This window comes from Streptomyces sp. NPDC048002 (assembly GCF_040653275.1).
GTDB lineage: Bacteria > Actinomycetota > Actinomycetes > Streptomycetales > Streptomycetaceae > Streptomyces.
The window spans coordinates 133,356-152,773 of record NZ_JBEZNL010000015.1; the positions used below are offsets into that span (position 1 = coordinate 133,356).

Consider the following 19,418-nt stretch of genomic DNA (forward strand, 5'->3'; position numbering starts at 1 on the left):
GCCACTGCCCTCCGTCACTTGACGCAAGCACCGGCAATGGGTTGCATACGTTCTGTGATCGTGCACCCTGCTCAAACCTCCTGTTCACACGCGTCCCTCTGGGCACCGTCGCGGGCAGGGGGCACCACACCGTGGACCCGGTGATCATCGTCGGAGCGGGGCCCGTCGGGCTCACGCTCGCCCTGGCGCTGGCGCGTCAGGAAGTGCCGTCCGTCGTCCTCGACGAGGGGCCCGGCAAGGACGAACCCCGACCTGCGCGCACCGTCGTACTGCGCGAGGACACCGCCGCCCTGATGGAGCGTCTGACCGGACTGTCCCTCGGGCGGGCCGGCTGCCGACTGGCCGGCTGGCGGTCGATGCGGCGCAAGCAGGTGATGCGCGAGGTCTCCTTCGACCACGCGGCACCCGTGCACGTCGCCCAGCACGTCCTCACCGACGCCCTGCGCGCCGCCCTCGCCGGCGAGCGGCTGGCGCGCGTCACGACGGACAGCCGCCTCGACGGCATCGAGCAGGAGCCCTCCGGCGTCACGGCGCACACCCGTGGCCCCAAGGGCACCTGGTGGCGCGGGAGTTACCTGGTCGGCTGCGACGGCCCCCGCTCCACGGTGCGCAAGCTCCAGGACATCCGCTTCCCCGGCCGCACCGCCGTCGAACGGCACGCGGTCGCCGCACTGCGCGCCGAACTCCCCTGGCCCGACGAGGCGATGCTGCACCGGATGCCGCCGTGGCGTACCTCGGGCCCCTCGGCCGGCGAGGTCACCGCGCGTCCGCTGCCGGAGGACGCCTGGCGGCTGGACTGGCTCCTCCCGCCGGGCAAGGACCTGGTGACGCCGGAGCTGCTGGTGGCCCGCGTCCGGGAGACGCTGGCCGGCTGGACGGGCGGCGCGACCCCGGCGTACGAGCTGCTCGACACGGGGGTCCACACGGTGCACCACCGGCTGGCGCGCCGCTGGCGGGCCGGGCGTGTCTTCCTCGCCGGGGACGCGGCCCATCTGCTCGGCACGCTCGGCACGCACGGCCTCGACGAGGGGCTCAGGGACGCCGACAACCTCGCCTGGAAACTGGCACTGGCCTGGCACCACGGTCCGCACAAGGCACTGCTGGACAGCTACCAGACGGAGCGGCGCGCGATCGTCGCCGCCCGCCTGCGCGCCGCGGACCAGGCACTCCCGCTGCTGCGCGGTGGCGGCGGGCTGCGCGCGTACGTGCCCGGCTCGGCCCGCGGCCATGACGCGCTGCTCGCTGAGGGCCACCTCGGGCGCGGTGCGCTCGGCGCTCCGGGGGCACACACCGATTCACCCCTGGCACCCCGCCACCTGGAGGGCGAGGTCTCCGTCGACACGCCCGTGGGCGCGCCGGTCCGCGATGTGCGGGTGACCGCGGAGGACGGCTCGTTCGTGCAGCTGCGGGAGCGGCTCGGGCGGGGCGCGCTGCTGGTGCTGCTGATCGCGCCGGGCACGGGTGTGTGGGACCGCAAGCACTGGGTGACCGCCGGAATCATGCCCCGGCTGGCGGCGGCGGTGGCGGCGCTGCCGCATCCGGCGGAGCTGCTGGTCGCCGAGAGCTACCCGGGTGCCGCCGCGCACACGGTCCTGCTCGTACGGCCCGACGGCCACCTCGTCACCGCGCTGAACGGAGTGCGCCCGGCGGATCTGTACGCCGCGGCGGAGGCGACGCTGGGCGGACCGGTGGAGGCGGAAGCGGAGGCGGAGGCGACCGCAGGGACGCGCTGAAGAGGGCGCGCTGATGAGGGCGCGCCGAAGAGGGCTCGTCCAAGGGGTCGCGTCCAGGGGGCTCGTCCAAGGGGTTCCGCTGAGCGCCCCCGCGCGCCCTCACCGCGCACCGTCCACATAATGAGGGTGAGTTGACCGGTCCCCACCACCATGGTGTACTCCGGTTCGTGACGTACACCTGTGTGCACCTGTGGCGGAAGGTCCATGTGGACCTGGTCCGCTACGCGGGCTGCATGTGTACCTGTTCCTGCTGAATTCGCATCTCTCCACACCCGCGCGCCCGCCGTCGTGCCGCCGCGCGCTCTCCGCGAACACTCATCAGGACGGTCGAAGTGTCTGTCTCCCCCTCCCCTTCCTCTGTTTCCGCTTCCGTTGTCGCCGCCGCTCCCACGCAGGCGGACCTCCTCGACTTCGTCCGGCGTACGGCCGCCGACACCGAGCTGATCTCCTCCCTCCCGCTCGACCCCGAGGGCCGCACCTGGGTGCGTCTGGAGGGGCCCGCCGGGAGCGAGGCCTGGCTGATCGGCTGGCCGCCCGGGTCGGGCACCGGCTGGCACGACCACGCCGACTCGGTCGGCGCGTTCCTGACGGCGGCCGGCGAGCTGAAGGAGAACTCGCTCGCCGCCCGGCTGCCCACGGACGGCTGGAAGACGCTGGAACTCAGCGAGGACGTGGACCGTGAGCGCCGGCTGCCGGCCGGCAGGGGCCGGTCCTTCGGCCACCACCATGTCCACGAGGTCCTCAACGAGTCACCCGACCACCACGCGATCTCCGTCCACGCCTACTACCCGCCGCTCCCCCGCATCCGCCGGTACAGCCGTACCGGACCCGTGCTGCGCCTGGAGCAGGTGGAGCGCCCGGAGGACTGGCAGTGAGCGGCTCCGACGAACGTCCGGTCGGCATCGACGAGTTGCTGGAGCGGGTACGGGCGGGCTACGTGCGTATCACCGCGCGCGAGGCCCACGAAGCCGCGCTGAGCGGGGAGGCGCTGCTGGTGGACATCCGGTACGCGGCCCTGCGCGAGCGGGACGGGCTGATCCCCGGCGCCCTGGTGGTGGAGCGCAACGAGCTGGAGTGGCGGATGGATCCGCGGGGCAGCCACCGGGTGCCGGAGGCGAGCGGCCACGACCTTCGCGTGGTGGTCGTCTGCAACGAGGGGTACGCGTCCAGTCTGGCGGCCGAGTCCCTGCACCGGCTGGGTCTGCGCCGGGCGACCGATCTGGTCGGCGGATTCCAGGCGTGGCGCACGGCGGGACTACCGGTGACCGGCGCCGAACCCGGATCGGCCACGAAGTCCGGATCGGCCACGAAGTCCGGCTCGGAGTCGGACTCCGGCTCGGGTCCCGCCTCGGAATAGTTCCGGCTCGGGTTCCGGCTCGGCCGCCTGACCAGCGCCGGCTCGGCCCGCGCCGCGCCACCCCCGCTCGGCCTACTCCGCGTTCGCCGGGCAGTAGAGCGGAGCGGTGTCCGCGTTGTCGGCGGTCACCAGGCGCACCGGGGTGTGGGCGATCCGGTCGGCGCCCCAGTCGCGCAGCAGGGCGATGGTGTTGGTCACCGCCAGTTCGCCGGTGTCGGCCGCCGAGTTGGCGACGGTCGCGGCGAAGCGGCCGTCCTTGAGGGCGGCGAGCCCCTCGTCGGTGCCGTTGACGGTGACGATCCTGACGGCGTCCCCACCACCCTCGTCGAGCGCCTCCCGGACGGCGAAGGCCATCGCCTCGTTGGCCACGAAGGCGTAGTCGAGGTCGGGACGGTCCCGGATCATCTCCGCGGCGACCTGCCGTGCCTTGTCGGGGTCGAACATGCCGGGCTCGTTCACGACGACCTCCGCGTTCGAGGGCAGCCCGGACTCGAAACCGCCCACCAGGAGGTCCGAGGCGGCTCCCGGCGCCCCCGCGACGATGCCGACCTGGACCTCCTCGCCCTCGGCGTCCTTCTCGATCCAGTCGGCGTCCAGTCGGCCGACCTGCTCCAGGTCCACGACGACGGCGCCGAGGATGTCGCTGGTGTCGTCGGGGACGACGGAGGTGAGGAAGACGGGGACGTCGGCGGTCTTCGCCTTGGCGATGTCGTCGCGCAGTGCCTCCACGTCCACCGTCTGCACGATGATCGCGTCCACCCCGCGGGCGATCATGTCCTCGATGTTGGCCAGTTCGTTCGCGGCGTCCTGACCGGAGTTGGCGATGTGGACGTCGGCGAGGTTGTTGCGCGCGGTGTCGTCGACGGCCGCTTCCAGACACTTGTGGAACGGCGAGGTGCCGCCGTTGACGAACCCGAGCGTGAGCGGGCCGTCGCTCTTCTTCTGGGTCTCGGGCTGGAGCAGTCCACAGCCGCTGAGGATCAGACTGCAACCGAGGAGGGACACGGCCAGCGGTCTGCCGCGACGGACGGAGCAAGGCATGGCGGGCTGCCTTTCGGGGCGCACGGAGGAGGCCTCCGCAGGGAGGCGTGAGGGTCAACTCGTCGGTGGGGACACAGACTTGAAGCCCACCCAGGCTCGGACGTCCGCGCGACGACGGCAGACGGTACAGCCACCCGGAGCACACCCGACCCTCCCGGGAACGCAAGGTAAGCCTGCGGCGCATGCATCCCACGGGGCTCCCGCGTACCGCGTCAGTACCCCTCGCCCTCCAGGAACTCCGTGTCCTCCCCCTCCGCCTCCAGCGCCTGTCGGACCACCCGCAGCGCCATTCCCTCGGGGTACCCCTTGCGGGCGAGCATCCCGGCGAGGCGGCGCAGCCGCTTGTCGCGATCGAGACCCCGGGTGGACCGGAGCTTGCGGTCGACGAGTTCGCGGGCCGTCGCCTCCTCCTGCTCGGAGTCGAGCTGTCCGACGGCCGCGTCGATCAGCGAGGAGTCGACGCCCTTGGTCCGCAGTTCACGTGCGAGCGCACGGCGGGCCAGCCCCCGCCCGTGGTGCCGGGACTCCACCCAGGCGTCCGCGAACGCGCTGTCGTCGATCAGTCCGGCCTCCTCGAACCGCGACAGCACCTGCTCCGCGGCATCGTCGGGAATCTCCCGCTTGCGCAGTGCGTCGGCGAGCTGTTTGCGGGTGCGCGGAGTCCCGGTGAGCAGGCGCAGGCAGATCGCCCGTGCCCGCTCCACCGGGTCCCCGGGGAGCTCCCCCTTCTCGGCCCTCGACGAGGAAGAGGTGCCTCCGTCCTCACCGGACGGTTCTTCGCGACCGCGCCGGCGACGCCCCCGGGCGCCGCCCGCGCCACGGGCCCCGCCGACTCTCCGGCGCGAACCGCCGGCAAGCCCCTCGGCCTCGGGCTCAGGACCACGGTCCCCCCAAGGCCCGTCACCGTACGGCCCGTCCGTCTGCGGGCCGGTGGTGTCGCCGTACGGCCCGTAGTCGCCGTCATCGACGCCGAAGCCGTACGGTCCGTCATCGCCGTACTCGCCGCCCACCCCGGTGGGACCGCCGACGCCTCTCCCGTCCCGCGCCCTCGGCGGTTCGGGAGCGGCGTACTCGGCCCAGTCGGTTCGTCGTGTCATGGGTCAGCTCTTGGCGGCGGCGGCCTTCTTGGCGGTCTTCGCCGCGGCCGGAGCGGGCACCGACTTGGCTGCCTCGTCGGTGGCGGCGGAGCCCGCGGCGTCCGCACCCGGCTCGGCGGCCGGCTCCTGGGGACGCACGCCGACGCCCAGCTTCTCCTTGATCTTTTTCTCGATCTCGTTCGCCAGGTCGGGGTTGTCCTTGAGGAAGTTGCGCGCGTTCTCCTTGCCCTGGCCGAGCTGGTCGCCCTCGTACGTGTACCAGGCGCCGGCCTTGCGGACGAAGCCGTGCTCCACGCCCATGTCGATCAGGCCGCCCTCGCGGCTGATGCCGTGGCCGTAGAGGATGTCGAACTCGGCCTGCTTGAAGGGCGGCGCGACCTTGTTCTTGACGACCTTGCAGCGGGTGCGGTTGCCGACCGCGTCGGTGCCGTCCTTGAGGGTCTCGATGCGGCGGATGTCGATACGCACCGAGGCGTAGAACTTCAGCGCCCGGCCACCGGTCGTGGTCTCCGGCGAGCCGAACATCACGCCGATCTTCTCGCGGAGCTGGTTGATGAAGATCGCGGTGGTCTTGGACTGGTTGAGCGCGCTGGTGATCTTCCGCAGCGCCTGGCTCATCAGACGGGCCTGGAGGCCGACGTGGCTGTCGCCCATCTCGCCCTCGATCTCCGCGCGCGGGACGAGCGCGGCGACGGAGTCGATGACGATGAGGTCGAGGGCGCCGGAGCGGACCAGCATGTCCACGATCTCCAGGGCCTGCTCACCGTTGTCCGGCTGGGACAGGATGAGGTTGTCGATGTCGACGCCGAGCTTCTTGGCGTACTCGGGGTCGAGGGCGTGCTCGGCGTCCACGAAGGCGACCTGGCCGCCGGCCTTCTGCGCGTTCGCCACCGCGTGCAGGGTCAGGGTCGTCTTACCGGAGGATTCCGGTCCGTAGATCTCGACGACACGGCCGCGCGGCAGGCCGCCGACGCCGAGGGCCACGTCGAGCGCGGTCGAGCCGGTCGGGATGACCTCGATGGGCTCCATCGACCGCTCGCCCATGCGCATGACCGCGCCCTTGCCGAATTGCCGTTCAATCTGTGCGAGTGCGGCATCCAGGGCCTTCTCGCGGTCGGTTCCTGCCATGGGTTCCACCCGATTTGCTTGAGTCGATCGCTTCACGTCAAAGACGCTAACGCCTGCCACTGACAATGCGCCCCGACGCCCGCCCGGCCTGTGGATAACTGGGGTGCACATCGCATCAAAAAGCGCCAAAACACCCACCGAAACCCTTGCCGGAGCTTCCATAAGAATGGATGTTCGATTTTGGTGTCAAGCGCACCACGCGGTACTCGGCGCACCACGCGGAACCCCTGTGCGCCCGGCCCCCTGCGTCTAGGGTGCAGCTATGACCATCGAGGTTCGCCCGGCGTCGGTCTTCGAGGACGTCAAGGCCGTCGTCGGCCCGAAGTCACCCACCGCGAACGTCTGCTGGTGTCTGAGTTACCGGATCCCGTCCAAGCTCAACAACGAGCTGCGCGGCCCGGACCGCGGTGAGTACGTCGCCGGCCTGTGCCGCTCCGACCCGCCTCCCGGGGTGGTCGCCTACGACGGCGACGTGCCGGTCGGCTGGGCGGCGGTGGCTCCGCGCACGGACACCTCCTTCGCCCGCAACCGCAAGATCCCGCACGTCGACGACCTGCCGGTGTGGTCCCTGTGGTGCGTCCGGGTCCGCCCCGGCCACCGCAAGCAGGGCATCTCCCACGCCCTCATCGCGGGCGCGGTGGAATTCGCCCGCGACCACGGCGCCCCGGCCGTGGAGGCGTACCCCCTCGACAACGGCGACGCCCGGGTCGACCTCACGATGGCGTACGCCGGGCTGCGTGCGAACTTCGAGCGCGCCGGGTTCGTGAAGGCCGCCGACACCACCTCGGTGCTGGCCGGCCATCCCAGGATCCTGATGCGGCTCGACCTGGGCTGATGCGGCTCGACCTGGGCTGATGCGGCTCGACCTGGGCTGATGCGGCTCGACCTGCCGAGGGGGCCGAGGGGTCAGCCCTTGTCCTCCTCGGCAAAGGAGCCGCCCTCCGCGGACGCGTCACGCTCCCCCGCGGAACCCATCCCCACGGAACCCGCCCCCACGGAGCCCGTCCCCACGGCACGCTCCCGCGCCGCCCGCGCCCACAGCAGACGCCCGAGGAGTCCGGGACCGGTCTGCCGGGCCCGGTGCCCGTGCACTCGCGGATCGTCCGTGACGTCGTAGCGCTTCACGTACGCGCCCAGGAACCCCTGGAGCGTGGCCACCACCGGGATGGCGATCAGCGCGCCCACCGCGCCGAGGAGCGCGGTACCGGCGATCACGGAGCCGAAGGCCACCGCGGGGTGCACCTCGACCGTCCTCGCGGTCAGCTTGGGCTGGAGCACATAGTTCTCGAACTGCTGGTAGATCACCACGAAGATCAGCACCCACAGCGCGTACCAGGGGTTGACCGTGAAGGCGATCAGCATGGGCAGGGCACCCGCGAGATAGGTGCCGATGGTGGGGATGAACTGCGAGACCAGGCCCACCCAGACGGCGAGCACGGGCGCGTACGGTACGCCCAGGAACTCCAGCAGGATGTAGTGGGCCATGCCGGAGATCAGCGCCATCAGACCACGCGAGTACAGGTAGCCGCCGGTCTTGCGCACCGCGATCTCCCAGGCGCGCAGCACCTCGGCCTGCCTGGCGGGGGGCAGGACGGAGCACAGGGCGCGGCGCAGCCGGGGGCCGTCGGCGGCGAAGTAGAACGAGAACAGCGTGACCGTCAGCAGTTGGAAGAGGCCGCCGATCACCTGGGCGGAGACGTCGAGGACACCGGTGGCGCTGTTCTGCACGTAGTTGCGCAGCCAGTCGGAGCGCAGCAGACCCTCCTGGATGTCCACCCGTCTCAGATCGGTCTGGAAGTGGGTGTTGATCCAGTTGATCACGGAGTCCAGGTAGTCCGGGAACCCCTCGACCATCGTGATGATCTGGCCCGCGAGCATCGAGCCGAGCAGGGTGACGAAGCCGGCGGAGACCACCATCACACCGAGGAACACCAGGCCCGTGGCCAGCCCCCTGCGCATCCCCCGGGCGGCCATCCAGCTCACCGCGGGTTCGATCGCCAGCGCCAGGAAGAACGCGATCAGGATGTTGACCAGCAGCCCGGTGAGCTGGTGGAAGGCCCAGCTGCCGAGCTGGAAGGCACCGAAGAGCGCGAGTGCGAGCACCATGGCGCGCGGCAGCCAGCGCGGCATGCGGGCCGGGGGCCGCGCGGCGACGCCGTCGGCCGGAGGGCCGGCCGGCGTCGTGCCGGAGGAGGAGGGCTGGGGAGCGAGCTGTTCGGTGTCGTCAGTGGGTGCCACGGAGCAAGTCTCGCCCACGCCACCGACAACCGGATGCCGTCCCTCGATCTTCGTGACCTGTCAGCGCTGTTCCTGTGGCACGTTCATGACGTGGCAGACCACTCGCCACACGTCCTTGGCCTCCCAGCCGGCGTCCAGTGCCTGGTGGACGGTACGCCCGCCGAGCTCCGTCATCACGTGATCGTGCGCGAACGTCTCGGCGTAGCCCGTACCGAAGTGCTCCGCCATGCGCTCCCAGAAGACCGTCAACCTCATGACGTAAGTATCCCGCCCCTGGGGGTGGGCCCGAGCCGGGACCCCTCACCGAGGGGGCTTTCCGGCCTACGGTCTGACGCATGGCCGAAACCGGAGCTTCCCCACTCCCCCCGACGCCCCCGGCGCGCTCCCCGCTCTTCCGCGCCGAGCAGTTCGTGTGGCTCACCGCGCGCGTACTGGAACAGCGCCTGTTCGCACACCACTTCCTGCACGGCGGCACCGACCCGGTGGAGACCGCGCTGGACGCCTACCGCAACGACGACGGCGGCTACGGTCACGGGCTGGAGCCCGATCTGCGCGGCCCGGTCAGCCAGCCGCTGCACACCGCGCACGCGCTGCGGGTGCTGGACGCCGTCGGCCGCTGCGGCGGGCAGCGGGTGGAGCGCGTATGCCGCTATCTGACCTCGGTCTCCACCGCGGACGGCGCCCTGCCGGTGGTCCGTCCCAGCCAGCGCGGTTATCCCTCGGCGCCGTTCGTGCCGGTCGTGGACGACCCGCCGAGCGAACTGCTGGCCACCGGACCGGTGGTCGGGGTGCTGCACCGCAACGAGGTGTGGCACGCCTGGCTGTTCCGGGCCACGGACTTCTGCTGGCAGGCGGTGGACGCGCTGGAGAAGTCCCACCCGTACGAGATCGAGGCCGCGGTCGCGTTCCTGGACCACGCTCCGGACCGCCCGCGCGCGGAGGCCGCCGCGGACCGGCTCGGCCGCCTGATGCGCGCGCAGCGACTCGCCGCGCTGGACCCCGGCGACCTGGGCGCGTACCCGGTCGCACCCGGCTACGCGCCCACCGAGCACCACTTCCCGCACGACTACGCCAGGACCCCGCACTCGCTGGCACGCGCGTGGTTCACCGACGACGAGATGGCCCGATCGCTGGACTTCCTGGCCGCGGGGCAGCAGGAGGACGGCGGCTGGCCGATCCGCTGGCGCCAGTGGTCCCCCGGCCCCGCGCTGGAGGCCCGTCCGATGGTCACGATCGACGCCCTGCACACCCTGAGGGCGTACGGCCGGGCCATCGGCTGAGCGGTCGGCCGCCCCGCGCGCCCTGTACCCCCGCCGTCGGCCGCCCCGCGCGCCCCGTACCCCCGCCGTCAGCCGCCCAGCGCCCGCACCCCCGCCGTCACCACCACGGCCGCCGCGACGACCAGCAGGAAGGGAGCACGCAGCACCAGTGCCACCGCGGCCGCGGCGAGTCCGGCCGCCCTCGCGTCCAGCGTCAGCACCCGCCCGTCGGCGAAGGTCTGCTGAGCGGTGAGCGCGGCGAGGAGCGCCACGGGCAGCAGCGCGGCGAGCCGACGGACCAGGGGCCGTTCCAGGACGCCGGCGGGCACCAGGAGCCCGGCGAGCTTGACGGCGTAGCAGCCGACGACGGTCAGGCCGACGGCGATCCAGATGTTCACCGGTCCTCCCCGCGCTTCCCGCGCCGGCCCTCGGCCCACAGCACCGTCGGCGCGGCGAGCGCCGCGACCAGGACCGGCACTCCGGCGGGCAGGACGGGCAACAGCCCGAGCCCCAGGAGGACCGCACCACCGGCCACGGCGCGTTCGGTCGTGGTCTTCAGCATGGGCGCGAGCAGCGCCAGGAAGACGGCGGGCCCGGCCGCGTCGAGGCCCCAGGCGTCGGTGTCCCCGATGGCCTCGGCGCCGAGCGCCCCGGCCAGCGTGGTGAGGTTCCACAGCGCGTACAGGCTGAGCCCGGTCACCACGAAGCCGATCCGCGCGGCGCGCCGGGTGGGCTGCGCGAGCGCGACCGCGGCCGTCTCGTCGATGACCCACTGGGCGGCGAACGGCCGCACCGCGCGCGGGAGGGCGAGCACCTGTGACAGACGCAGCCCGTAGAACGCGTTGCGCACACCGAGGAAGAAGGCTCCGGCGGCCGCCGCGAAGGCCCCGCCCCCGGCGGCCAGCGCCCCGACGAGCGCGAACTGGGAGGCGCCGGTGAAGACCAGGAGGCTGAGCGCGCAGGTCTGCCACAGCGTGAGCCCGCTGCCGGCCGAGGTCACCCCGAAGGCGAACCCCGACAGTCCTACCGCGACGCCCACCCCCAGCCCGTCGCGGACGACGGCGGAGTCCGGCTTGCCCTCGCCGTCCCGTGTCTTGGTGAGTGTTGTGTCTGTCACGGCTCCGACGGTAGGAGCAGCCGCCCGGCCAGGTCTTGTACGTTCTTGCGCTCACGCCGGTAGGCGCCCGGGGGTACCCCCACGATCCGGGTGAAGTGCCGGTTCAGGTGGGGCTGGTCGGCGAAGCCCACGGCGAGGGCGGCCTCGGCCGGTGTCACGCCGGCGTCCAGCAGGTCGCGGGCACGCCGTACCCGGGCGTCCGTCAGCCAGGTGTGCGGCGGCATCCCGTAGGCGTCCCGGAAGGCCCTCAGCAGGGCGAACGGGCTGGTCCCCAGTTCCGCGGCGAGGCGCTCCAGCGTGGGCGGCCCGGCCATCCGCTCCTGGAGCACCGCACGCGCGCGTGCCGCGAGCCGGGCCCCCGCCGTGCGGATCTCGCGCTGCGGCAGCGTCCCGCCGTTCAGCCGGAGCAGCCTCGTCACGGCGACCCGCAGCAGCGTGTCGGCGGCCAGGGCGTTGCCCTCGTCGGCGGCGCGCAGCACTTGGTGGACCAGGGACACCGTGTAGGGGTCGTCCAGCACCGGGGAGACGAATCCGGGGGTGCCGCGGATCGACGTGGTCTCGGCCGCGATCTCGGCCACGACCTCGGGGGACGGGTACACGGCTCCGTACCGCCAGCCCTCCGGCACCCCGGCCCGGCCGGTGTGCGGGGTGTCGGGATTGACCAGCGCGAGCGCCCCGGCCCCGGCGTACTGGTCGGAACCGCGGTGGTGGAAGACCTCGACGCCGTCGGCGATGGCGGCGATCACGAAGTTCTCGTGGGTGTGGCGGACGAAGGTCTTGCGTATGTACCGGGCACGCAGGAGGTCGACACCGGGCAGTTCCGCGTACCGCCAGTGCCGTGCCCGCTCGCCCGAACCCGCCATGCCCCCATTCTCACCGCACCCCGACCGGCCGCGCAGCCGCCCCGTTCGCGCAGGTCGGGGCGATTGTCAGTGGCCGGGTGCAGGATGGACGCATGGTCAGCTCCGCCCACAAGGCCCTGGACGGCTTCTCCCCCGCGACCCGCGGCTGGTTCACGGGGGCCTTCTCCGCGCCCACCGCGGCCCAGGCGGGCGCGTGGCAGGCCATCGCCGAGGGCTCGGACGTGCTGGTGGTGGCCCCGACCGGCTCCGGCAAGACCCTCGCCGCGTTCCTGGCCGCCCTGGACCAGCTGGCGTCGACGCCGCCGCCCGCCGACCCGAGGAAGCGCTGCCGGGTGCTGTACGTCTCGCCGCTGAAGGCCCTCGCGGTGGACGTCGAGCGCAATCTGCGCTCCCCGCTGACCGGTATCCGGCAGGAGTCCGTCCGGCTGGGGCTGCCCGAGCCGGAGGTCAAGGTCGGCATCCGCTCCGGCGACACCCCCGCCGCCGAGCGCCGCGCGCTGTCCACCCGGCCGCCGGACATCCTGATCACCACGCCCGAGTCCCTGTTCCTGATGCTGACCTCGGCCACCCGCGAGGCGCTGACCGGCATCGACACGGTGATCCTGGACGAGGTGCACGCGGTGGCGGGCACCAAGCGCGGCGCCCACCTCGCGCTGTCCCTGGAGCGGCTGGACGAGCTGCTGCCCCGTCCGGCCCGCCGGATCGGGCTGTCCGCCACGGTCCGCCCGGTCGACGAGATCGCCCGCTATCTCTCCCCGCGCGGCAAGGTGGAGATCGTGCAGCCGCGGTCGGGCAAGGAGTTCGACCTCTCGGTGGTGGTCCCGGTCGAGGACCTGGGCGAGCTGGGCGGCTCCCCGGTGGCCGACGGCAACGAGGGCGCGGAACGCCCGTCGATCTGGCCGCACGTCGAGGAACGGATCACCGACCTCGTCCAGTCGCACCGCTCCACCATCGTCTTCGCCAACTCCCGCCGTCTGGCGGAGCGCCTGTGCAACCGCCTCAACGAAATCGCGTACGAGCGGGCCACCGGTGTGCCGCTGGACGAGCACCACTCCCCCGCCGAGCTGATGGGCGGCTCCGGGGCCGCCCAGGGCGCCCCGCCCGTCATCGCCCGCGCGCACCACGGCTCGGTCTCCAAGGAGCAGCGCGCGCTGGTCGAGGAGGACCTGAAGGCGGGCCGGCTGCCCGCCGTCGTCGCGACGTCCAGTCTCGAACTGGGCATCGACATGGGCGCAGTGGACCTGGTCGTCCAGGTGGAGTCCCCGCCGTCGGTGGCCTCCGGTCTCCAGCGCGTGGGCCGCGCGGGACACCAGGTGGGCGCCGTCTCCACGGGCGTGGTCTTCCCGAAGTACCGCGGTGACCTGGTCCAGGCGGCCGTGGTCACCGAGCGGATGCGGATCGGCGCGATCGAGTCGCTGCGGGTTCCGGCCAATCCGCTGGACGTGCTGGCCCAGCAGGTCGTCGCCATGACCTCGATGGACACCTGGCAGTTCGACGACCTGCTCGCGGCGGTCCGCCGGGCCGCGCCCTTCGCCTCGCTGCCCGAGTCGGCGTTCACCGCCGTCCTGGACATGCTCGCGGGGCGCTACCCCTCGGACGCCTTCGCCGAGCTGCGCCCGCGCGTGGTCTGGGACCGCGTGGCCGGGACGATCACCGGCCGGCCCGGCGCCCAGCGCCTCGCCGTGACCTCCGGCGGCACCATCCCCGACCGGGGACTGTTCGGGGTGTTCCTCGCCGGGTCCGACCCCAAGAAGGGCGGCGGCCGGGTCGGCGAGCTCGACGAGGAGATGGTCTACGAGTCACGGGTGGGCGATGTCTTCACCCTGGGCACCAGCTCCTGGCGCATCGAGGACATCACCCGCGACCGGGTCCTGGTCTCGCCCGCGCCCGGGGTGCCCGGCCGGCTGCCCTTCTGGAAGGGCGACCAGCTCGGCCGCCCGCTGGAACTGGGCCGCGCGGTGGGCGCGTTCCTGCGCGAGGTCGGCTCACTGAGCAAGGAGGACGCCCGGCTGCGCCTGCTCGCGGCGGGCCTGGACGCCTGGGCGGCGGACAACGTCCTGTCGTACCTGGACGAACAGCGTGAGGCGTGCGGTCACATCCCCGACGACCGCACGATCGTGGTCGAGCGCTTCCGTGACGAGCTCGGCGACTGGCGGGTCGTCGTGCACTCCCCCTTCGGCGCCCAGGTGCACGCCCCCTGGGCGCTCGCGCTCGGCGCGAAGCTCTCCGAGCGGTACGGCATGGACGCACAGGTGATGCACGCCGACGACGGCATCGTGCTGCGCCTGCCGGACGCCGATCTGATGGGCCTGGACCTGCTCGACCAGGAGCCCCGCAAAGCGGGCACCGAGTTCGACGCCGACCAGGCTCCGGTGGGCGCCGCTGACGTCGTCTTCGACAAGGGCGACGTCGATCAGATCGTCACCGACCAGGTCGGCGGCTCCGCGCTGTTCGCCTCCCGCTTCCGGGAGTGCGCCGCGCGTGCCCTGCTCCTGCCGCGCCGCAACCCCGGCAAGCGCACCCCGCTGTGGCAGCAGCGCCAGCGGGCGGCGCAGCTCCTCCAGGTGGCGAGCGAGTTCGGCTCGTTCCCGATCGTGCTGGAGGCGGTCCGCGAATGCCTTCAGGACGTCTTCGACGTACCCGGACTCACCGAGCTGATGGGCGACCTGGAGTCCCGGAAGGTGCGCCTGGTCGAGATCACCACCCCCGAACCCTCCCCCTTCGCCCGCTCCCTGCTGTTCGGCTACGTCGCCCAGTTCCTCTACGAGGGCGACTCACCGCTCGCCGAGCGCCGCGCCGCCGCGCTCTCCCTGGACTCCCGGCTGCTGGCGGAGCTGCTCGGCCAGGCGGAACTGCGCGAGCTGCTCGACGCCGAGGTGCTGGCCGAGCTGGAGCGGGAACTGCGGTGGCTCACCGAGGACCGGCGGATCAAGGACACCGAGGGCGTCGCGGACCTGCTGCGGCTGCTCGGCCCGCTGACCGACGCCGAACTGGCCGAGCGGGGCGCGGATCCGCAGTGGGCGCCGGAACTCGCCGCGGCCCGCCGCGCCATCCGGGTCCGTGTCGCCGGCACCGACCACTGGGCGGCGATCGAGGACGCGGGCCGCCTGCGCGACGCGCTGGGCACCGCGCTGCCCGTCGGCGTGCCCGAGGCGTTCACGGAACCGGTGAAGGACCCGCTCGGCGACCTCCTCGCCCGCTACGCCCGCACCCACGGCCCCTTCACCTCGGTCACCGCGGCGGCCCGCTTCGGCCTGGGCACCGCGGTCACGGAGGGCGCGCTCCAGCGGCTCGCGGCGTCGGGCCGGGTCGTGCAGGGCGAGTTCCATCCCGCCGGGATCGGTCAGGAGTGGTGCGACGCGACCGTCCTGCGGCGCCTGCGGCGACGCTCGCTCGCCGCGCTGCGGCACGAGCTGGAGCCGGTGCCGCCGGCCGCGCTGGCCCAGTTCCTCCCGCAGTGGCAGCACATCGGCAAGGGGCACGGACTGCGTGGCATCGACGGACTGGTGCGCGCCGTCGAGCAGTTGCAGGGTGCCTCGGTGCCCGCCTCCGCGCTGGAGAAGCTCGTCCTGCCGTCCCGGGTGCAGAACTACAGCCCCGCCCTGCTCGACGAACTGACCTCCGCGGGAGAGGTGGTGTGGGCGGGGGCCGGCGCCCTGCCCGGCAAGGACGGCTGGGTCTCCCTCTACATGGCGGACGCGGCGCCCCTGCTGCTGCCCGCGCCCCATCCGCTGGAGCTGACCGCGCTCCACCAGTCGGTCCTGGACGCGCTGTCCGGGGGCTACGGCCTGTTCTTCCGGCAGATCGCCGACCAGGTCCGCGCCACCACGCACCCCGAGGCCACCGACCCGCAGCTGGCCGACGCCCTCTGGGACCTGTCCTGGTCGGGCCGGCTGACCAACGACACACTGGCCCCGATGCGCTCCCTGCTGGGTTCCGGCCGGACCGCCGGTGCCACGGCCCACCGCGCCCGGCGCACGGTCCCGCGCGGGCGATACGGCTCGCTCACGGCCGCCGCCCGCCCGGCCTCCCGTTCCGGCCCGCCGACGGTGGCGGGGCGCTGGTCCCTGCTCCCGGCGCACGAGTCCGACCCGACCGTGCGCGCGCACGCCCTGGCCCGCACCCTCCTCGACCGGCACGGCGTGGTGACCCGGGGCGCGGTCTCCGCGGAAGGCGTGGAGGGCGGCTTCTCCGCGACGTACCGGATTCTGTCCGTGTTCGAGGAGAGCGGTCAGGCGCGGCGCGGCTATGTGGTGGAGGGGCTCGGCGCGGCGCAGTTCGCGATGGACGGTGCCGTGGACCGGCTGCGCGCGGTGGCCAATGCCCGCGACCGCGGCGAGGCTCTGCCCGCCTCGGCACTCCCGGCGGGGTCCTTCCCGGCCGGGTCCTTCCCGAACGCGGCGTTCCCGGACGCCACCCTCCCGCCGGACGCCTTCACCGACCACGCGTTCAACGACCAGGTTTTCACCGACCACGGCTTCGCCACGGGTCTCGGCGAGGGCTTCGAGGACGCGGCCCCGCACCCGCCCGCCCGACCCGACGAGTACGTCTCGCCCCGCGACTTCCGCTCCCCGGCACGCCCGCCCCGCTCCGCCCCGGACTCCCGGGCGGTGGTCCTCGCCGCCGCGGACCCGGCGAACGCGTACGGCGCCGCCCTGTCCTGGCCGGAGCCCCCGACGGGCGCGGGCCACAAGCCGGGCCGCAAGGCGGGCTCGCTGGTGGTCCTGGTCGACGGCGAACTGACCCTCTACATGGAACGCGGCGGCAAGACCCTGCTGGCCTGGCCCACCGCCCCGGACGACTCCCCCGCGGACGACCCCCGGCTGCCCGCCGCCGCCGAGGCCCTCGCCGCGGCCGCCCGCGCCGGCGCGCTGGGCACGGTCACCGTGGAACGGATCAACGGCAGCCCGGCGCTCACCTCCCCCACCGGCACACTCCTGGAAGGCGCCGGTTTCGTCGCCACCCCCCGCGGCCTGCGCCTGCGCGCCTGAACCCGGCCCCCGTGACAGGAACCCCCAGGAGCACCCCCCCATGCCACCCTTGACCCATGCCCGAAGGTGACACGGTCTGGCAGGCCGCGAAACGCCTGCGCACAGCCCTCGCGGGCACCACCCTGACCCGCAGCGACTTCCGGGTGCCCAAGTTCGCCACGGCCGACCTCAGCCGCCGCACCGTCCTGGACGTCACCGCGCGCGGCAAGCACCTCCTCACCCGCGTCGAGGGCGGCCTGACCGTGCACTCGCACCTCGGTATGGAGGGCTCCTGGCGGATCTACGCCGCCGGGCAGCGCTGGACGGGCGGCCCCGCCCACCAGATCCGCGCGATCCTCGCCACCGCCGACCTGGCGGCCGTCGGCTACCGCCTCCCGGTCCTCGAACTGCTGCGCACCAGCGAGGAGTCCCGCGCCGTGGGCCACCTCGGCCCCGACCTCCTGGGCCCGGACTGGAACCCGGAGCAGGCCCTCGCCAACCTGCTCGCCGACCCCGGCCGCGCCCTGGGCGAGGCCCTCCTGGACCAGCGCAACCTCGCCGGCATCGGCAACATCTACAAGAGCGAGCTGTGCTTCCTCCTGGGCGTGACCCCCTGGCTCCCCGTCGGCGCCCTCCCGCCCGAGCGCGCGTCCCTGCTCCCCGTCCTCGCCAAGAAGCTCCTCGAAGCCAACCGGGAGCGCCCGGCGCGCAGCACCACGGGCCTGCGCGGCCAGGACCTCTTCGTCTACGGCCGGGCCCCGCGCCCCTGTCTGCGCTGCCGCACCCCGATCCGCACCGCCCAGCAGGGCGACGGCTCCCGCGAACGCCCCACGTACTGGTGCCCGAGCTGCCAGAGCGGCCCGTCCCCCGCACCGGGCCGCAACCGCCGCCCCGCCAATTGACGGACCGTCAGACATGCTCGTACGGTCCCTCCATGGCCGTCAGCGCGTACGACCTCACCGGACGCACCGCCTTCGTCACCGGAGCCGCCGGCGGCATCGGCCGCGCCTCGGCCGTGCTGCTCGCGGCGGCCGGAGCCACCGTGCACTGCGCGGACCGCGACCCGCGCGGGCTGCACGACACGGCGACCCGGATCAAGGACGAGGGCGGCACCGCCCACCTCCATCACCTCGACGTCACGGACCGGGCCGGCCTCCAGGAGGCGGTCGCCTCCTGCGCCCGCCTCGACGTGATGGCCGCGATCGCCGGGATCATGCACAGCAGCCCGGTCCTGGAGACGACGGACGAGGACCTCGACCGCGTCCTGAGCGTCAACTTCAAGGGGGTCCTCCACGCCTGCCAGGAGGCAGCCCGGCTGATGCTCGCCCAGCGCGTCCGGGGCAGCATTGTCACCATGGCCTCGGGCGCCGTCGACACCGGCGCCCCCGGGCTGCTCTGCTACGGCGCGGCCAAGGCGGCCGTCGTCCAGCTGACCAGGACCCTCGCCACCGAGGTGGGCCGCTACGGCATCCGGGTGAACGCCGTCGCCCCCGGCTGGATCCGCACGCCGATGACCGACCGCCACGACGAGGCGGCACAGGCGCACACCGAGGCACGCATGGCCAGGACGGCGCCCCTGGGCCGGGTCGGCACCCCGGAGGACGTGGCCCACGCGGTGCTCTACCTGGCCTCGGACGCGTCCGCGTTCACGACGGGTCAGATCCTCCGTCCGAACGGGGGTGTGGCGATGCCGTGGTGATCCGGCCCGTGCGCCAGGCCCGGCCCCACCGCCCCGCCGCGAGAACCCCGGCCGCCCGCGCCTTCGGCACCGAGTGCACCGGCAGCAGACTCAGTCCCCAGCCTCCGGCGGCGATGGCCCCCTCCACCGCTCCGGCGTCCGGCGCCACGGCGAGCCGCAGCACGGCCCACCACCACAGTGCCCCGGCGCCGAGCGCAGCCCCCCAGCGCGCTATCCCCGCCATGACCGCCACCTCCAGCCCGAACAGCCCGAAGCTAGATCACCGCCCGCCCCCGCCGGGAGGGCGCATCGGCGGGGCACGGAAGCAGCGCGGACCGATGTCACCGTCGCGGCATCACCCGTTCTCGGCCTGGAACATCCAGTGGTGCTTCTCCAGGTCCGCCGTGATGGTGATGAAGATGTCCTGGCTGACCGGGTCGGCCTCACCGGTGGCCTCGATCCGCTCGCGCATCCGGGCGATGACCGCGCCGAGCGCGTCCACCAGCGTCCCCACCGCGTCCACGTCCTTGATCCAGCCGTCCCGTACCGCCGCGATGCCGCTGCCCGCTGCCACCGTCGCGGCCCGCCCGTCGGGCGGCACGCCCAGCGCGGAGGCCCGTTCGGCGACCGTGTCGGAGTGGGCCCGCGCGATGTCCACGACCTCGTCCAGTTGGAGGTGGACGGTCCTGAAGCGCGGTCCGACCACGTTCCAGTGGATCTGCTTCGCCACCAGGGCGAGGTCCACCAGGTCGACGAGGGCGCCCTTCAGCGCCTCGGACACGGTCTTCAGGTCGGCCTCGGGCAACGGGCTCTTGACGACGTACATTCGGATACTCCGATCGGTGTGCGGGCCCCGAGTCCCCCGCACCACGATGCACGAAAGCCCCGGCCGTCGCCTCTCCAGTCCTCCGGAGGGGCCCCGGCCGGGGCTTCGCAC

19 protein-coding genes are annotated in these 19,418 nt (G+C 73.3%); 9 read left to right on the forward strand and 10 right to left on the reverse strand.

Annotated elements, in window-relative coordinates; all coding sequences use genetic code 11:
* Window positions 1-131: 131 nt before the first annotated feature.
* The 4 genes from AB0E07_RS20350 (at window position 132) to AB0E07_RS20365 (ending at window position 3,090) form a co-directional block, all read left to right on the forward strand.
* Window positions 132-1,733 carry an FAD-dependent monooxygenase gene (locus tag AB0E07_RS20350; protein WP_362253650.1) on the forward strand — a complete coding sequence of 534 codons (1,602 nt, stop codon included), beginning with the start codon at window positions 132-134 and terminating at the stop codon, window positions 1,731-1,733.
* Between the two features lie 182 nt (window positions 1,734-1,915).
* Window positions 1,916-1,987: a putative leader peptide gene (locus tag AB0E07_RS20355; protein ID WP_362253737.1), complete on the forward strand. Its 72-nt coding sequence runs from the start codon at window positions 1,916-1,918 to the stop codon at window positions 1,985-1,987.
* Window positions 1,988-2,065: 78 nt separating this feature from the next.
* Entirely contained in the window at window positions 2,066-2,608 is a 543-nt protein-coding gene (locus AB0E07_RS20360; protein ID WP_362253654.1) for a cysteine dioxygenase, read from the forward strand.
* A complete protein-coding gene (locus AB0E07_RS20365) occupies window positions 2,605-3,090 on the forward strand; it encodes a rhodanese-like domain-containing protein (RefSeq protein ID WP_362253657.1) in 486 nt (161 codons plus the stop codon). Before AB0E07_RS20360 ends, AB0E07_RS20365 begins: the two co-directional genes overlap by 4 nt.
* 72 nt (window positions 3,091-3,162) lie before the next feature.
* Here the strand turns inward: AB0E07_RS20365 and AB0E07_RS20370 are convergent, their stop codons facing one another.
* From AB0E07_RS20370 to recA, 3 genes are all read right to left on the reverse strand, one after another.
* Entirely contained in the window at window positions 3,163-4,131 is a 969-nt protein-coding gene (locus AB0E07_RS20370) for a sugar ABC transporter substrate-binding protein (protein ID WP_362253660.1), read from the reverse strand.
* A 212-nt stretch (window positions 4,132-4,343) separates the two neighbouring features.
* Window positions 4,344-5,228 carry a recombination regulator RecX gene (gene recX, locus AB0E07_RS20375; RefSeq protein WP_362253663.1) on the reverse strand — a complete coding sequence of 295 codons (885 nt, stop codon included), beginning with the start codon at window positions 5,226-5,228 and terminating at the stop codon, window positions 4,344-4,346.
* A 3-nt stretch (window positions 5,229-5,231) separates the two neighbouring features.
* Window positions 5,232-6,356 carry a recombinase RecA gene (gene recA, locus AB0E07_RS20380; protein WP_362253666.1) on the reverse strand — a complete coding sequence of 375 codons (1,125 nt, stop codon included), beginning with the start codon at window positions 6,354-6,356 and terminating at the stop codon, window positions 5,232-5,234.
* A 262-nt stretch (window positions 6,357-6,618) separates the two neighbouring features.
* Here recA and AB0E07_RS20385 point away from each other — a divergent pair, with 262 nt between their 5' ends.
* Window positions 6,619-7,191: a GNAT family N-acetyltransferase gene (locus tag AB0E07_RS20385; RefSeq protein ID WP_362253669.1), complete on the forward strand. Its 573-nt coding sequence runs from the start codon at window positions 6,619-6,621 to the stop codon at window positions 7,189-7,191.
* A gap of 71 nt (window positions 7,192-7,262) precedes the next feature.
* On the opposite strand, the gene AB0E07_RS20390 is transcribed toward AB0E07_RS20385, so the two are convergent.
* Together AB0E07_RS20390 and AB0E07_RS20395 are read right to left on the reverse strand one after the other, a co-directional pair.
* Window positions 7,263-8,594 carry an AI-2E family transporter gene (locus tag AB0E07_RS20390; protein WP_362253672.1) on the reverse strand — a complete coding sequence of 444 codons (1,332 nt, stop codon included), beginning with the start codon at window positions 8,592-8,594 and terminating at the stop codon, window positions 7,263-7,265.
* A gap of 60 nt (window positions 8,595-8,654) precedes the next feature.
* The gene (locus tag AB0E07_RS20395) at window positions 8,655-8,849 is read right to left on the reverse strand and encodes a DUF3046 domain-containing protein (protein ID WP_362253674.1); all 195 of its coding nucleotides are present in this window, start codon (window positions 8,847-8,849) and stop codon (window positions 8,655-8,657) included.
* 80 nt (window positions 8,850-8,929) lie between these two features.
* Here AB0E07_RS20395 and AB0E07_RS20400 point away from each other — a divergent pair, with 80 nt between their 5' ends.
* Complete coding sequence (locus tag AB0E07_RS20400) at window positions 8,930-9,874, forward strand: hypothetical protein (RefSeq protein WP_362253677.1); 945 nt, start codon at window positions 8,930-8,932, stop codon at window positions 9,872-9,874.
* A gap of 68 nt (window positions 9,875-9,942) precedes the next feature.
* Here the strand turns inward: AB0E07_RS20400 and AB0E07_RS20405 are convergent, their stop codons facing one another.
* Genes AB0E07_RS20405 through AB0E07_RS20415 form a run of 3 tightly spaced genes read right to left on the reverse strand, consistent with a single transcriptional unit; the run spans window position 9,943 to window position 11,833 of the window.
* Entirely contained in the window at window positions 9,943-10,251 is a 309-nt protein-coding gene (locus AB0E07_RS20405; protein ID WP_362253680.1) for an AzlD domain-containing protein, read from the reverse strand.
* A complete protein-coding gene (locus AB0E07_RS20410) occupies window positions 10,248-10,970 on the reverse strand; it encodes an AzlC family ABC transporter permease (protein ID WP_362253683.1) in 723 nt (240 codons plus the stop codon). The genes AB0E07_RS20405 and AB0E07_RS20410 overlap by 4 nt, the downstream gene beginning before the upstream one ends.
* Window positions 10,967-11,833, reverse strand: coding sequence for an AraC family transcriptional regulator (locus AB0E07_RS20415; RefSeq protein WP_362253686.1), 867 nt, complete (start codon window positions 11,831-11,833; stop codon window positions 10,967-10,969). Before AB0E07_RS20415 ends, AB0E07_RS20410 begins: the two co-directional genes overlap by 4 nt.
* 92 nt (window positions 11,834-11,925) lie before the next feature.
* On the opposite strand from AB0E07_RS20415, the gene AB0E07_RS20420 reads away from it, so the two are divergent.
* The 3 genes from AB0E07_RS20420 to AB0E07_RS20430 are packed head-to-tail and all read left to right on the forward strand — an operon-like array spanning window position 11,926 to window position 18,502.
* On the forward strand, window positions 11,926-16,824 hold the full coding sequence (locus tag AB0E07_RS20420) for an ATP-dependent helicase (RefSeq protein ID WP_362253689.1): 4,899 nt from the start codon (window positions 11,926-11,928) through the stop codon (window positions 16,822-16,824).
* A gap of 56 nt (window positions 16,825-16,880) precedes the next feature.
* Window positions 16,881-17,705: a DNA-formamidopyrimidine glycosylase family protein gene (locus AB0E07_RS20425; protein ID WP_362253692.1), complete on the forward strand. Its 825-nt coding sequence runs from the start codon at window positions 16,881-16,883 to the stop codon at window positions 17,703-17,705.
* 32 nt (window positions 17,706-17,737) lie between these two features.
* Complete coding sequence (locus AB0E07_RS20430) at window positions 17,738-18,502, forward strand: SDR family NAD(P)-dependent oxidoreductase (RefSeq protein WP_362253695.1); 765 nt, start codon at window positions 17,738-17,740, stop codon at window positions 18,500-18,502.
* Here the strand turns inward: AB0E07_RS20430 and AB0E07_RS20435 are convergent.
* Both AB0E07_RS20435 and AB0E07_RS20440 read right to left on the reverse strand, forming a co-directional pair.
* On the reverse strand, window positions 18,450-18,725 hold the full coding sequence (locus AB0E07_RS20435; protein WP_362253698.1) for a hypothetical protein: 276 nt from the start codon (window positions 18,723-18,725) through the stop codon (window positions 18,450-18,452). The genes AB0E07_RS20430 and AB0E07_RS20435 overlap by 53 nt on opposite strands.
* A gap of 111 nt (window positions 18,726-18,836) precedes the next feature.
* Window positions 18,837-19,307, reverse strand: a complete 471-nt coding sequence (locus tag AB0E07_RS20440) for a DNA starvation/stationary phase protection protein (RefSeq protein WP_362253700.1) — start codon at window positions 19,305-19,307, stop codon at window positions 18,837-18,839.
* Between the last annotated feature and the right edge of the window lie 111 nt (window positions 19,308-19,418).

Coding starts and splice junctions, on each gene's coding strand:
- AB0E07_RS20425 (WP_362253692.1), top strand. CDS start 16,881: ATGCCCGAAGGTGACACGGTCTGGCAGGCCGCGAAACGCCTGCGCACA.
- recA (WP_362253666.1), bottom strand. CDS start 6,356: ATGGCAGGAACCGACCGCGAGAAGGCCCTGGATGCCGCACTCGCACAG.
- AB0E07_RS20385 (WP_362253669.1), top strand. CDS start 6,619: ATGACCATCGAGGTTCGCCCGGCGTCGGTCTTCGAGGACGTCAAGGCC.
- AB0E07_RS20400 (WP_362253677.1), top strand. CDS start 8,930: ATGGCCGAAACCGGAGCTTCCCCACTCCCCCCGACGCCCCCGGCGCGC.
- recX (WP_362253663.1), bottom strand. CDS start 5,228: ATGACACGACGAACCGACTGGGCCGAGTACGCCGCTCCCGAACCGCCG.
- AB0E07_RS20395 (WP_362253674.1), bottom strand. CDS start 8,849: ATGAGGTTGACGGTCTTCTGGGAGCGCATGGCGGAGCACTTCGGTACG.
- AB0E07_RS20420 (WP_362253689.1), top strand. CDS start 11,926: ATGGTCAGCTCCGCCCACAAGGCCCTGGACGGCTTCTCCCCCGCGACC.
- AB0E07_RS20435 (WP_362253698.1), bottom strand. CDS start 18,725: ATGGCGGGGATAGCGCGCTGGGGGGCTGCGCTCGGCGCCGGGGCACTG.
- AB0E07_RS20430 (WP_362253695.1), top strand. CDS start 17,738: ATGGCCGTCAGCGCGTACGACCTCACCGGACGCACCGCCTTCGTCACC.
- AB0E07_RS20440 (WP_362253700.1), bottom strand. CDS start 19,307: ATGTACGTCGTCAAGAGCCCGTTGCCCGAGGCCGACCTGAAGACCGTG.
- AB0E07_RS20370 (WP_362253660.1), bottom strand. CDS start 4,131: ATGCCTTGCTCCGTCCGTCGCGGCAGACCGCTGGCCGTGTCCCTCCTC.
- AB0E07_RS20415 (WP_362253686.1), bottom strand. CDS start 11,833: ATGGCGGGTTCGGGCGAGCGGGCACGGCACTGGCGGTACGCGGAACTG.